The sequence below is a fragment of the Streptomyces atratus genome, from assembly GCF_900119365.1.
GTDB lineage: Bacteria > Actinomycetota > Actinomycetes > Streptomycetales > Streptomycetaceae > Streptomyces > Streptomyces atratus_B.
Genome location: NZ_FPJO01000048.1, coordinates 14,913 through 27,890, shown reverse-complemented (window position 1 = coordinate 27,890; position 12,978 = coordinate 14,913). Strand labels below are relative to the sequence as shown.

Genomic DNA, 12,978 nt, shown 5'->3' with positions numbered 1-12,978 from the left:
CCCAAGGCCGGGTAGTTAACGTTTTCGCAGGTCATGCAAGAGGGCCTGGGGACCATGGTGTTGCGGCGTAGAGGCCGGGGCCGAGTTTGTGGATGAGGCCGCTGACGGCCCACCGGTTCAGTTGTCTGTACATGGTCTCCAGGGTGACGTCACCGAAGCGGTCGGCGATTTCACGGGGCTGCCACAGGCGCGTGGGTTCTTCCTGGAGCAGGGCCAGGATGCGGTGTCGGCGCCGTGCGGCGGGGGCGGCGTGCCGGTCGTCCCGGGAGGCTGTGGGCGGCACGGGTGACTGATCCACGGGTTCGAGGATGGTGACGTCGAGGTGGGTGACGGTTCGGCTGGTGTCGGGCCGGCCGTCGGCGTGGCGCTCGCTGTAGCGGGACATCGGCGATTTGACCTTGCGGGTGCTGAGCCGTTGCCGCCGGGGAGGGAGCAGGCCAGTGAGGATCTGGCGGCCGATCGTCCCGAGGAGAGCGTCTCGATCGGCGTCCGCGGTGACGATGCCGGTGGCCTGGATCACTTGGTCCCGGGCGGTGTGGAGCGCGATGCTGAAAGAGCAGCGGTCCGGGTCGGTGCCGGGGAGGGACTCGGCGGCGTCGACCATCACCGTGCGCAGGGCCTGGTAGAGCGTGAGCAGGGACCACATCTCCTGCTCGATGCCTGTCGGGTTACCCGAGCGCAAGTTGCGCCCGTTCATGATCGTGTGGCGGAGCGCGTAGTACGCGGATTCGTGTTCCCACCGCTGGTGATAGAGGTCCACCAGCGCAGTGGCGGGGTAGCGGCGGGCGTCGGTCAAGGTCGTGACCAATCGGTAGGACCCGGTAAAGGTCGTGCCGTCCGCGCAGGTCACGGCGATCTGAGCGTCGATGACCCGTACTTTCACGGTGCCGATCACCGACAGGTAGGAGCCATCGGCGAGGCGGGTGAGAACCGGCGTGCGCCGGTTGCTGCGGAGCCGGCCCAGGACCTGGGCGCCGGTCTCGGTCACCTTCGCGAGGAAGGCGTTGCTGTCGAATCCCTTGTCCCACAGCACCAGCATGTGCGGTCGCAGCAGATGCAGCAGTCGGCCGGCGTAGCTTGTCTCGCCCTCGGCGGTGGGGCCGAACACCGCGCCGACCAGGGCCCGGGTGCCGGTCTCGATCAACGTCATCAACTCCAGCGTCGGGTAGCCATGATGGGAAGTCCTGCCTAGCCAGGCCCGGTTCCGCTCCGAATCGGGAACCCTCAGCGAACTGCAGCCGTCGAACGACACCGTCCGGTACGGACCGAAACGCACCCCTGGGGTCGTCGGCTGGGCCAGTGGCCCGGCCAGCACCTCGAACAACGCCCGCACGGGCGCGCTACCGAGTCTCCGGCGCAGGTCACGCAACGCTTTCGCCGATGGACAGACCACCGGCATCCCGGACAGGCCGGCGGTCAGCTTGGCCCAGACGAGCTGGTAGCCGACCTCGGGGAACAGGCACATCGCGAGCAGGAAGTAGACCCCGACCCGCGACGGAAGATCACGCAGCCTCCGCTGCATCGTCCGAGTCTCCGCAAGGACCGCGTCCACGAGCTCGAATGGCACGACGGCGGTCAGCTCCCCCAGATGGCCGGGCGCGAACCGGCCCGCTGCCACGGTGACCGTTCGGGTGATGGCCGTCAGGGCAGACGGCAGGACACAATGGCGGGGCAACGGAGCTCCTTCGGGACAAGCTGTCTTGGTCGACTGCCTGTACCAACGAGCTCCGTTGTTCTGCGTCGGAAATCCTTCAACTGGCTTGCATGACCTGCGAAAACGTTAACTACCCGGCCTTGGGACAGGCCCCCCCGTTGAACTCCGTGAGCTTTCCGCGTTTGCGTTCCCAGCCCATCCACAGGCCGTCCGCTTCGTTCCATCGCCGCCCGCGGAAGAGCACCTGGAACTCGCCGTTCGTCGATTCACCGAGTGAATGAACCGTCTCTTCCGCCAGACGCCTCAAGTCGTCGTCCTGGTCGGTGTGGCGGGTAGCCGCGTCCGCCAGGTCGACCAGGGCGAAGTGCACAGCCTTCAGGCCGGGGTTCGCTTCATGATTGGCCGCCATCGTCGCCGCCAACTCGGCGATGTCGTCCTGGGTGTGCACGATCACCGGATACACGACACAGACGCGGGCGTCCCGGACCGCGTCGGACCGACAGGCAAGGGACGGAAGGCCACCGGGTGGCGGCACCGTCGAGCCGATCAAGGCGTGCAGGACCTCTCGGCCGAAGCACGTCAGCATCGGAATCAGGCAGATCACGGCCACCGTCACGACGGCGGGGTGGACACCGGCGGCTGCGAGCCCCCATGCCGAGAGTGCCGCGACGACGACGGCGACGGCGACGATGACCCCGATGTACACGGCGACGGCGTGCCGGGCCAGACGGCGTACCCAGCGCACCGTCAGGGGAGGCCGGCATCCCAGTGCCGTCTCGACCTCTCGCCTGCCCCTCCCCAGCAGGTACTCGCCGACGTGCCAGGGGCCACCGCCGTCCACGACGCCGGCCAGCCGCACCGCGGCCCTGGCCACGTCCACGGCCGACTGCCCGGACCACCGTGCGAGTTCGTCGACCACCGCACGGTAGTGACCGCGCGTCGCCTCATCACACTGGTCGTAGATGCCCGTCGGGTCGCCGGACAGTACGTGCCCGACCTCGTTGCGGGCATCGAGCCCCGGGGCTGCCTTGTGTTGCTTCATGTCATTCCTCTTCGCCGGCCGTTGTTTCCGACGACCGGGATATGTGGCGCGCTGCGGGGACCGCTCCCGAGCGTGCGTACAGGCCGCGGATGACGTCCTCGATGGCTGGTTCGGTGACGGAGACGTCGATGACGGGAGCCACCTGGGCCACCTGGGCGATCAACTCGGCCGCTGTCGTCCTGCGGGGGTCGAAGGACAGCCGCTGCCGTGTCCTGTGTTCGTCGGCCTGGACCGTTGTCACTCCGTGGAACGTGGGCAGGAGCGCTCCCGGCTGTTTCAGGTCGACGCGCAGAATGCGCTCGGGGCTCACTTCGTCGCGCAGGGTGTCCAGCGCGCCGTCCGCCAGAATCCGTCCGTGGTCGATGACGATCAGCCTGGGGCAGAGCAGTTCGATGTCCTGGAGGTCGTGGGTGGTCAGAAGCAGGGTCGTCGCCCTGCGCGCAACCAACTCCGCGAGGAATCCCCGGAGTTTGGCCTTCGACTCCAGATCCAGTCCGATGGTGGGTTCGTCCAGGACGAGCAGGTCCGGGTCGTGGAGCAGTGCCGCGGTCACCTCTCCCCTCATGCGCTGCCCGAGAGAGAGCTGCCTCACGGGCCGTTCGAGAAAGGAGTCGAGGTCGAGCAGTTCGACGCATTCGTCGAGCCGTGCCCTGAACCTCGCCTGCGGAATCCGGTAGATGGCCCGCAGGATCTCCAGGCTTTCACGCAGTGGCAGGTCCCACCACAGCTGGCTGCGCTGGCCGAAGACGATTCCGATGCGCCGTGCGAGCTGCTTGCGGTGTTGCGAGGGTTCCAGCCCGCACACGCTCACCCGGCCCGACGAGGGCGCCAGGATGCCGGTCAGCATCTTGATCGTGGTGGACTTCCCGGAACCGTTCGGACCGACGTATCCGACCGCCTCCCCCCGCGCCACCGTGAAGGACACGTCGGCCACCGCCTCGACCACCTTGGCGCTGCGGCGGAACCGGCCCGTGCGGGCCCAGACGGAGAACTCCCGCGAGAGCCCTTCGACATCGACCATGTACGTCATGACCCAACCCCTTTGTACTGATGGATCCCCCATCGCCACACCCCTGCGGCGACAGCGAGCGACACCCCTGCCACGACCGGGCCACTCCAGGCGAAATACTCCGGCGCACCCAGCGGATCGGGCCGGTCCACCAGAGCGAGCGCCGGGTAGTAGGCGACGAAGGCGGCGGGGACGATGCAGGAGAAGACGACCCGGACCGGGGCCGAGAACACAGTCATCGGATAGGAGGTCAGCAGGTTCGTGCCGTATGTCACGGACACGGTCACCTCCTCGCCCTTGATGAGCCAGAAGGACATCGACGAGGACACCAACCACACCGCTCCGATGACCAGGGCTCCGGCCAGCGGGGTGATGAGGAGCAACAGGATGTTCTGCCCCGTCATTGGCACTCCGGTGGCACCCACTACGTAGCCGAGCATCAGGACTCCCACCACAGCGCGGCCCGCTCGGTGCAGTTGGACCTCGGACGTCAGCAATTGCCCGAGAACGCTCAAGGGGCGCATCATCAGGATGTCGAAGGTGCCCGTCCTGATGTAGGTCGGCAGCATGTTGAGTGATCCGCCAAAGAATTCGCAGATCCCGAACGCGGTACTGGACAGCGCGTAGATCGTGAGTACTTCACTTCTGTCGAACCCGCCCAGCGCATCGACCTGGGCGAACAGGCACACGATTGCCACCAGCTCGGTGCCTTGGGACAGTCCCGCGGACAGGAGGTTCAGTGAGAACGAGGTTCGGTACTGGGTCTGGCTCCGGATCCTCGACCTCAGGATGACCAGCCAGACGGCGATCCGTTCAGCCACCCTGAATCACCAGCTTGCGCTGTGCCCTGCCGTAGAGGAACTGGGCGAACAGGGTGAGGCCGGCCGCCCAGATCGCTTGCTGCAGCAGAATCTCCCCCGCTTCGCCCCGCTCGATGAATATGTCGACCGGAAACTGCAGAACGGCGGGAAACGGCGTGAGCCACAGAATCTCCTGCGCCCAGTGCGGAAAGAAGGCGAGCGGAATCGTGAGACCGGACAGGGTGCCGGCCACCACGCTGTAGAGCTGGGTGACTCCCTTGACGTCCATGAGCCAGAACGTGGTCAGTTCCAGGATGAATCGCAGAGTGAAACTGATCACCACCGCGAGTACGGCGCTCACGGCGAACAGCGGCCAGGCCGCGGTGCGTTCCGGAAACCTGAACGAGAAGAACAGGGCGCCGATCGCGATCGGCGGTGCCAGTCGCGTGATGACGGCGAACGCCGCACGTCCCAGATCGATGGCGAGCAGTGCTCCCTGAAGGTTCCACGGCCGTGAGACATCGATCGCCACGTCTCCCGTGCGGACCTTCTTCGACAACTCGCCGTCACCCCAGAGGAGGACGACGGAGTAGAGCCCTTGGCTCACCCAGGCGTAGGCGACGATCCTGCCCTCGTCGTACCCCGCGATGCCGCCCGAGGGGGCCACGGCGACGAGGAGGATCTCCGCGCGGATCAGGGCGAAGGTGGTGTTGGAGATCAGGCCGGCGACAGAGGCCTTCCAGTACGCGGCGGCCCGGTGGAATCCAGCCAGAGCCAGCCGCGCGTAACAGCGGACGCTCGCTGACGCGGAGGGTCCATTCACGGAGAGCATGGACATGATTCAGCCCACTCGCCAGGGGGCTTTGTCGGCGTTCCACATCTGGTCCAGGACAGCGTGGTCGTTCGGGTCGTCCATGGCGCGCCAAAATCCGTCGTGCTGATAGCCCATCAACTCTCCGTCACGCGCGAGGGCGTTCAATGGTCCTTCTTCCAGCATGACGTCGCGGTCTTCGGGGAAGTACCTGTCGATCGCCTCGCGTTCGAAGACCATGAAGCCGCCGTTGACGCGCCGGTCGGTGACCGCGGGTTTCTCTCGGAAGACCTCGACACGTCCGTCGCGACTCAGCGAGACCTCCCCGTACTGGCCCGGCGGGCGCACCGCAGAGATGGTCGCCAGACGGCCGTGGTCGCGATGGAATCGGAGCAGGGAGTCGATGTCGATGTCGCTGAGTCCATCGCCATAAGTGACCATGATCTGGTCGCCGGAGGTGCGGTCCGCCACCCGCTTCACACGTGTCGCGGTCTTGCTGTCCCTTCCCGTGTCGATGCAACTGATCCGCCATGGCTCGAGAGCCGGATCCGCGGAGTTCAGCGGGGCGAACTCACCTCCCGTCCCGGTCTCTCCGGCGAAGTCCCCCAGCAGCAGCCGGTGGTGCAGGACGAAGGACTTGATCGCCTCGCCGCGCCAGCCGAGCGCCAGAACGAAGTCGGTGTAGTCGAACCGGGCGTACCACTCCATGATGTGCCACAGAAAGGGGCGGTCGCCTATGGGCACCATCGGTTTGGGGATGGTCCGAGCGAGCTCCCGCATACGTGTTCCGCGCCCACCACACAGGATGACCGTGCTGACGTTCTTCATCTCGTTCACTTTCACTCCGGGATGACCTCGGTCCCGAACCACTCGATCGTCCTCTTGAGTCCGTCCTCGACCGCGCTGCGCGGCTCCCAGCCGAGCACTCGCCGGGCGAGTCGGATGTCCGGCCTGCGCACCTTCGGGTCGTTCTCCATCGCAGGTGTGAAGACGATCTCGGAGGTGGAGCCCGTCAGCTCTCTGATCCACTCGGCCAGGCCGATCATGGTGATCTCCTGGGGGTTGCCCAGGTTGACGGGGCCCTCGATGTCCGACTCCAGGACCCGCAGCAGGGCGTCCACCAGGTCGTCGACGAAGCAGAGGGATCGTGTCTGTCGCCCGTCACCGGAAACCGGAATGGGCTCGCCCGCCAGTGCCTTGCTGATGAACGTGGGGATGGCCCGGCCGTCGTCGGGCCGCATGCGCGGACCGAAGGTGTTGAAGATGCGGACGATGGCCGTGTTCGTCCCGTGGGTCCGGCGATGGGCCATGGTGGCCGCCTCGCCGAACCGTTTAGCCTCGTCGTACACGCTGCGCGGGCCGACCGGATTCACGTTTCCCCAGTATGTCTCCGGCTGGGGATGCACCAGGGGGTCGCCATAGGTCTCGGACGTGGAGGCGAGAACGAAGCGGGCGTTCTTCCCGCGTGCGAGTTCGAGGGCGCGCAGCGTGCCTGCGGAACCCACGCGCAGCGTCTCCAGGGGCAGGCGCAGATAGTCGGGCGGCGAGGCCGGTGACGCGAGGTGGAAGACCGCACTCACCGGTCCCTCCACGGGTATCTCCTCGGAGACGTCCGCCCTCACCAGGGTGAATCCGTCGCGTTGAAGCAGTGGTTCGACGTTACGCGGGCGGCCGGTGACAAAGTTGTCCACGCACAGCACCTCCCGGCCCGTATCGAGGAGCGCCTCACACAGGTGGGAACCGAGGAAACCGGCACCGCCGGTGACAACAACACGCTCAACCATTTGTCTGCTCCTCCTGCGCCCGGCGCGAGATCCCGTGCAAGTGATCCAGGGTTCGGCTCACCTCGCAGGCGACGCGCAGCGACTCGTCGCAGGTGCCCTGTCGCAAGCGGTCGGCCGCGTACCGATACCACTTCGTGTACATCGGCCCCAGTCCGGCTTCCAGCGAGTACGTCTGCTCATGACCGCGCACCGAAGAGACGAGCGTTCCGTCGTTCCTGGCCGTGACCCGCCCCTCCGCGCCCGTGATCGTCAGTTCGTGCAGGGGCCTGTCCGCGGTCCAGGACACCTCGACCGTGGTGCGGACGCCGTTGTGGTGCCCGAGCTCGATCCGGGCCTCGTCCACCGTGCCGGAGCGACCCAGCGACACGAACGGCTGGGGCCCCACGGGCTCGGCGGGACAGCCCGCGATCTCCCGTGCCAGGTAAAGCCCGTGGTATCCAAGGTCGTCGACACAGCCCATGACCGAGCGGATCCTCCAGTCGGGGGCCTCAAACCAGACCCCGTGGAACGGCTCGGTCATGTGGTGGACCAGCCTGATGCCGGAGATCCGTCCGAGCGCGCCGCCGCCGGCCATCGCGACGGCCTGGGCGAAGGACTCCTCGTGGAGGTGGTTGTGCACAGGCAGAAGAGGCCGTCGGTGGCTCGTCGCGAGGTCGCGCATCCTGCGAGCGGTCTGAGCGTCGTGGCCGAGCGGCTTCTCGACGAACAGGCCGGCCGCACCCGCCTTCAGGGCCGCGGCAGCCACCTCGAGGCGCATCGTCGACGGCATGGCGATCAGGACGACCGCACCCTCGACGTCCAGGTCCGCAAGGTGCCGCGCCGCACGCACGGCTCCCGGGAACTCCGCCCTCATCAGGGCCAAGCGCTCGTCCGACGGATCGACCAGACCGGTCACCTCGAAGTCGGTGGACTCGCGAAGCGCGGGGACATGGGCCATCTCGAAAATGCGCCCGCACCCGACGGCGACCAGCGGAATCTGGTCATGCGCGTGAGTCACGGCAGTTCTCCTTCATGACGCGGCCGAGGAACGAGAGGAGTCCAGGGCCGCGCCGTAGGCATGGAACACACAGTCGGGAACCCGGTCGATGCCTGGCTTGAGGTGAAAATGCTGGGGGTCGTAGTACCGGAATCGCCGCATGGCCATGCGGTAGCAGCGGCGCTGAATCGCCGCTTTCGCGATCCCGTAGTCCAGCGCCCAGTCGATGAACACGGTCAGCGGCTCCAGATGCCGATGGGGTCCGGTCCAGCGATGCAGTCGGCCGCACAGGGTCACGATCCACATCAGTGGGACGACCGCCAGGCCCAGCAGAACCGGGGTCGGGCTCAGGGTGCACAGGGAGAGCGCCGCTCCCACGAGTATGGCCAGGACGCCGATCACCACGGGGTTGGCCCGGAGTTCGGTGTGATGGGCGAACTTGCTGCTCAGCCAGACGTCGGCCTGGCCATGCCGCGAGAGCTTGCGCATGACCTGGAAGGGATGGGTCACCTCGCCACGGGTGTGATGCACGATCGCGCGATCGTTCGAGACGATGCGTCCCTGAGCCTGCCACAGGCGTACACCCAGGTCGACGTCCTCGCACCCCGTGACTGTCCAGGTCTCCTCGTCGAAGCCGCCGATCGCGGCGAACTTTGCGCGCCGCACGGAGAAGTTGGACGTCGTGGCCCAGTGCATCGTGGCGAAGTAGCGCGGCCATGAGAAGGGGATGTTGTGCTCACGCGATCGGCTGAGTACGCGCCACAGGAACCCTTCCTCCCCTTCCATCTCGGTCAGGCCCGCGACCGCGACGACGTCCGGGGACTGCTCGTCGTACACCCGCAGATGTTCGGCGAAGAGGTCCGGCTGGGCCGCGCAGTCCGAGTCCACGAAGAGCACGACGTCGTAGGCCGCCAACCGGGCCCCCAAGTTGCGCTTGGAGCCGGCGCGCCACGGCCCCGTCACGAACCTGGCACCGTGCTGGTCGCACAGGGCCCGAATTCGCGCCGCGGGCTCCTCGGGGGAGGAGTCGACAATGATCACCTCCCACTTACGGTCGATGCGCGCACCGGCCACTACGCACGAGCGCAGCAGGTCAGCGACCAGTTCGACCCGCTCCAGGGTCGGGACGACGATCGATATGCCGTCGGGCCGTTGGGCCGCGGCCTGTCCGGGTGCCCCGCCCATCAGGGCTCCTTCCTGAGTTCAGTGCTCGCGGCCGCGCGGGACGCCGCGAGGCGTCGCAGGTCGCTCGCGTAGAGGTGGATCTGACGGTCGGTCGCCCGCGCGCGAGCCGTCGGGTCCTCCTGGACCGCGCGGTACCACCAGGCCGCGGCGGCGACCGTGCCATCCAGGTCCCACACCGGACCGCCCTGGGACGACGGGGCAGCAGAACCGGCAGGAGGATCAGTGACTCCCGCAAGCTGGTCCTCGACGGGGATCTCCATGGGCCATTCCGGCTTGCCCCAGTGCCGGAGGAACGTGCTGACCAGGTGCTGCACGGTGGCCAATGAGGACTTCTGAGTGAGATTCCGGATCTCGAACGACGGTGCCGAGGACGGCGCCCCAGCTGCGGCCAGCCCTGCGCTGAGGACCGCCTGGGCGACGTCCAGTACGTGCTGCCACGGTCGCCGATCACCGGGGCGACGGATCCGCACGGGGGACCCGCTGTTCAGCGCGTCGATCACGCCCGGCAACAGCCTTCCCGGCGTCAGATCGCCGCCGAGAATCACCCCGGGGCGCACTACGCGAACGTGCAGTGCGCTCCGCCGCCCCGCCGCTCGCTGCGTGGCCTGATGCGCGAAGCCCGCCGCGAGCGCGGCACCGGCGCTCTTCGAAGCCGTATAGGGGTCCAGAGCATCCTCGACACCCTGATCGGGCTCCCCAGGTGTGCCCATGAGGACGACCGACCGTACGGTCGCGGTGCGGACCGCCGCCTCCAGCACATGGGCTGTTCCCAGGGTGTTGGCACGGACAGTGGTGCCGGGGTCGGCTACGGCCTCGGACACCAGGGGCTGCGCCGCGAGATGCAGAACGATGTCCGGTCGGTACCGTTCCATGGCCTCGAACACGGTGGCACGATTCGAAACATCGCCGAACGTGACGCTCACGCCCTCGCTCATCGGCGCGTGAGGCTGCCGACCGGACCTGCTGAATCCGAAGACCTCGGCCCCCAGGCCGCCCAGCCGACGGGTCGTCCAGCTGCCGACGAACCCGTTGTGTCCTGTGATCAGGACACGACGTCCTCGGTAGCCGGACAGCGGTTCATCCGGCATGGACCGAGTACTTTCCGAACCAGTCGCCCAGTCGGTTCTTCACCTCGGCCAGAGCCGGGGCCGCCTGGTCACGTGCCGAGACCAGCGGGTCGGCAAGCGGCCAGTTGATCGCGAGTTCGGGGTCGTTCCAGGCCACGGCGACGTCCAGCGCGGGATCGTACGGTGCGTCCACCTTGTAACACACCGTCGCCTCGTCCGACAGTGCCTGGAAGCCGTGCCCGCAGCCGGCTGGGACCAGGAGTTGTCTGTGTTCCTCGTCGTCCAGAACGAAGGACTCCCACTGCAGGAAGGTGGATGAGGTCGGGCGCAGGTCCACGACCACGTCGAAGATGCGACCGTGCGGCACACGCACCAGCTTGGCCTCGCGCAGTTCGCAACGTGTGTGCAGACCCCTGATGGTGCCCTTGCGGGACCGCGACTGGTTCTCCTGGACAAACGACTCGACGGGCATGTCTGCGCTGCCGTGCTCGTCCGCGCTGTATGTGCGCATGAACCAGCCGCGTTCGTCCCTGATGGGGCGTGGGGTCACCAGCCGAAGGCCGAGGATCCGCGATTTCTCGATGAGCATGAACTTCTCCAAAAGGTTTGCGGGGCACGGCCGTTCGCCACTAGCGGATGCGGAGGTCGGCCGTGAGCCGGCCGCCGTCCACCAACTCTCTGAGCCGGGCCAGCCGCACGAAACGGGAGGTGAGCCACTGATCTCCGTGGGCGAGCCGGTCACGTGTCAGGGCTGCCACGGTGTCCTTGACACCGGCCTCCAGGCGGTACATGCCTGCTGTGAGGTCCGGGAAGTGGGTCTCCAGCTTCGCGAAGCCCACCCGGTAGGTGCGGTTGTCCACCTGAGCGCCCTCGGGGCGCGAGACCTCGGCCCCCGGAATCGCGGCCGCGACGGCACGAGCGATGTCGATGACCTGGTAGTTGCCGCCAGGAGGGCCCGCGTTGAAGGTCTCGCCCCTGACCTGGTCCGCCGGAGCCTCGAGAACCGCGATCGCTGTGCGCGCCATGTCGCGTACGTGGATCAGGGGACGCCAGGCAAGGCCGGCGCTCTCCAGGCGCACCTGCCTGGTGCTCAGGCCCTGGGCCACCAGGGAGTTGACGACGATGTCCGTCCTGAGCATCGGCGACGGGCCGTAGGCGGTCGCGAAGCGCAGCACCACCGGCGTGAAGCGGTCCTCGGCCAGGTCGACCAGCTGCCGCTCCGCCAGGAGTTTGGTCTCCGCGTACGGCGTCAGCGGGTCGGTGAGACCCTGCTCGTCGACTTCGAGCGAGGTCGCGCTCGCGCCGTAGACACTGCAGGTGGAGGCGAAGACGAACCGGTTCACACCTGCCGTGCGGGACAGTTGCGCCAGGCGGACGGTGGCTTCGTGGTTGATCTGCCGGGTCGCCTCGACGTGCGAGTGCGACATAGGGTCGTTCGAGATGGATGCGAGATGGATCACCGCGTCCACACCGGCGAGGTCCGCTCTCTCGAGATCACGAATGTCCACGGACCGCGTTCTGCTCTCCGGCTGCCGTGCCTCGGGCGTACGGAAGTAGCCGATGTCCACGCCCGTGACTTCATGGCCACGTCGAGTGAGTTCCGGCACCAGCACGGAGCCGACATATCCCTGGCATCCGGTCACGAGTACGCGCAGTCCCCGGGTCATGAGGCGCCAGCCGTCAGAGGGAGGGCTCCGCGCATGAGATCAATGGCGTGGGCTGTGGCGAGGGACGCCTCGACGGAGTACTCGGGGCGGCTGCCGGTGCGCACACTGTCGGCGAACGAGGAGACCAGCGCGCCATACATGTTCATTCCGGGGACGACAAAGCTCTCGGGTTCGCGCCCCTCGACCAGGAGAGTTCCTCGGCAGTCCCCGGCGCCGGGGTTGTAGGCGTTCTCCAGGCGGACGGTGCCGTGCTCGCCGACGACCTCCAGCGGAGCCTGGAGCCAGGGGAGTTCGAAGTTGCAGTCGACCAGGCCGATGCCGCCGCCCTCGAATTCGAGGAGCCCGGCACACATGTCGTCGACGTCTCCGCGACGCGTTCCCGTGGCCTGCACCCGCGTGGGCGCGCTGCCGAACAGAAGGCACATGGCGTCGAGGGGGTAGCACCCGACGTCCAACAGGGCCCCGCCGCCCAGCTCTCCCCGCAGCCGGATGTCCGGGCCGTCGTCGAGGCGGAAGTTGATGGCCCCGCGCACCACTCGCACCCGGCCGAGCGTTCCGTCCTCGACGTACCGCAGGACCCGCTTGAACTGCTCGTGGTAGCGGTACATGAACGCCTCCGCGAGGAGCGCTCCACTGCGCCCTGCGGCCTCGGCCATCCTCCGCGCGTCGTCCCCGCCGCAGGCCAGGGGCTTCTCCACGAGTACGGCCCGACCGCGCTCCAGGGCCCGGACAGCCCAGTCGGCGTGGAGCGCGTTGGGCAGTGGGATGTAGACACAGTCGATCGTGTCGTCGTCGAGTAGTTCCTCATAGCTGCCGAAAGCCCGTGGAATGGCGAGATCAGCCGCCGCCTGCTCCGCCCGTCGGCCGTCCCGGCTCGCGATGGCGGACACTTCACAGCCCGGGATCGCCCGGATCGCCGGTATCACGTGCTCGACCCCGATGCGGGCCGTGCTCAGCACGCCCCACTTGACCACCTTCATCGA

At 67.5% G+C, this 12,978-nt stretch carries 13 protein-coding genes; all 13 read right to left on the bottom strand.

What is annotated here, in order from left to right; translation table 11 throughout:
* Positions 1-31: 31 nt before the first annotated feature.
* A complete protein-coding gene (locus tag BT364_RS36920; RefSeq protein ID WP_072489541.1) occupies positions 32-1,675 on the bottom strand; it encodes an IS4 family transposase in 1,644 nt (547 codons plus the stop codon).
* Positions 1,676-1,784: 109 nt separating this feature from the next.
* Entirely contained in the window at positions 1,785-2,696 is a 912-nt protein-coding gene (locus tag BT364_RS36915; RefSeq protein ID WP_072489540.1) for a hypothetical protein, read from the bottom strand.
* 1 nt (position 2,697) lies between these two features.
* A complete protein-coding gene (locus BT364_RS36910; RefSeq protein WP_079179835.1) occupies positions 2,698-3,717 on the bottom strand; it encodes an ABC transporter ATP-binding protein in 1,020 nt (339 codons plus the stop codon).
* Between the two features lie 5 nt (positions 3,718-3,722).
* Entirely contained in the window at positions 3,723-4,526 is an 804-nt protein-coding gene (locus tag BT364_RS36905; RefSeq protein WP_072489538.1) for an ABC transporter permease, read from the bottom strand.
* Complete coding sequence (locus BT364_RS36900) at positions 4,519-5,328, bottom strand: ABC transporter permease (RefSeq protein WP_218172481.1); 810 nt, start codon at positions 5,326-5,328, stop codon at positions 4,519-4,521. Before BT364_RS36900 ends, BT364_RS36905 begins: the two co-directional genes overlap by 8 nt.
* 18 nt (positions 5,329-5,346) lie before the next feature.
* Entirely contained in the window at positions 5,347-6,144 is a 798-nt protein-coding gene (locus tag BT364_RS36895) for a sugar phosphate nucleotidyltransferase (RefSeq protein WP_072489544.1), read from the bottom strand.
* An 11-nt stretch (positions 6,145-6,155) separates the two neighbouring features.
* Positions 6,156-7,100 (bottom strand): UDP-glucuronic acid decarboxylase family protein, encoded by a 945-nt coding sequence (locus BT364_RS36890; protein WP_072489536.1) that lies wholly within the window; start codon positions 7,098-7,100, stop codon positions 6,156-6,158.
* The gene (locus BT364_RS36885) at positions 7,093-8,097 is read right to left on the bottom strand and encodes a Gfo/Idh/MocA family protein (RefSeq protein ID WP_072489535.1); all 1,005 of its coding nucleotides are present in this window, start codon (positions 8,095-8,097) and stop codon (positions 7,093-7,095) included. The genes BT364_RS36890 and BT364_RS36885 overlap by 8 nt, the downstream gene beginning before the upstream one ends.
* Positions 8,098-8,109: 12 nt before the next feature.
* A complete protein-coding gene (locus BT364_RS36880) occupies positions 8,110-9,261 on the bottom strand; it encodes a glycosyltransferase family 2 protein (protein WP_072489534.1) in 1,152 nt (383 codons plus the stop codon).
* Positions 9,261-10,349, bottom strand: coding sequence for an NAD-dependent epimerase/dehydratase family protein (locus BT364_RS36875; protein ID WP_072489533.1), 1,089 nt, complete (start codon positions 10,347-10,349; stop codon positions 9,261-9,263). The genes BT364_RS36880 and BT364_RS36875 overlap by 1 nt, the downstream gene beginning before the upstream one ends.
* Entirely contained in the window at positions 10,339-10,917 is a 579-nt protein-coding gene (gene rfbC / locus BT364_RS36870) for a dTDP-4-dehydrorhamnose 3,5-epimerase (RefSeq protein WP_072489543.1), read from the bottom strand. The genes BT364_RS36875 and rfbC overlap by 11 nt, the downstream gene beginning before the upstream one ends.
* A gap of 40 nt (positions 10,918-10,957) precedes the next feature.
* Entirely contained in the window at positions 10,958-11,995 is a 1,038-nt protein-coding gene (locus tag BT364_RS36865; RefSeq protein ID WP_079179832.1) for an NAD-dependent epimerase/dehydratase family protein, read from the bottom strand.
* On the bottom strand, positions 11,992-12,975 hold the full coding sequence (locus tag BT364_RS36860; RefSeq protein WP_072489532.1) for a Gfo/Idh/MocA family protein: 984 nt from the start codon (positions 12,973-12,975) through the stop codon (positions 11,992-11,994). The genes BT364_RS36865 and BT364_RS36860 overlap by 4 nt, the downstream gene beginning before the upstream one ends.
* Positions 12,976-12,978 lie beyond the last annotated feature (3 nt).

What these genes read in the sequence shown, in the direction of transcription:
- BT364_RS36875 (WP_072489533.1), bottom strand. Translation starts at nt 10,349, where the DNA reads ATGCCGGATGAACCGCTGTCCGGCTACCGAGGACGTCGTGTCCTGATC.
- BT364_RS36865 (WP_079179832.1), bottom strand. Translation starts at nt 11,995, where the DNA reads ATGACCCGGGGACTGCGCGTACTCGTGACCGGATGCCAGGGATATGTC.
- BT364_RS36910 (WP_079179835.1), bottom strand. Translation starts at nt 3,717, where the DNA reads ATGGTCGATGTCGAAGGGCTCTCGCGGGAGTTCTCCGTCTGGGCCCGC.
- BT364_RS36890 (WP_072489536.1), bottom strand. Translation starts at nt 7,100, where the DNA reads ATGGTTGAGCGTGTTGTTGTCACCGGCGGTGCCGGTTTCCTCGGTTCC.
- BT364_RS36860 (WP_072489532.1), bottom strand. Translation starts at nt 12,975, where the DNA reads ATGAAGGTGGTCAAGTGGGGCGTGCTGAGCACGGCCCGCATCGGGGTC.
- BT364_RS36895 (WP_072489544.1), bottom strand. Translation starts at nt 6,144, where the DNA reads ATGAAGAACGTCAGCACGGTCATCCTGTGTGGTGGGCGCGGAACACGT.
- BT364_RS36880 (WP_072489534.1), bottom strand. Translation starts at nt 9,261, where the DNA reads ATGGGCGGGGCACCCGGACAGGCCGCGGCCCAACGGCCCGACGGCATA.
- rfbC (WP_072489543.1), bottom strand. Translation starts at nt 10,917, where the DNA reads ATGCTCATCGAGAAATCGCGGATCCTCGGCCTTCGGCTGGTGACCCCA.
- BT364_RS36915 (WP_072489540.1), bottom strand. Translation starts at nt 2,696, where the DNA reads ATGAAGCAACACAAGGCAGCCCCGGGGCTCGATGCCCGCAACGAGGTC.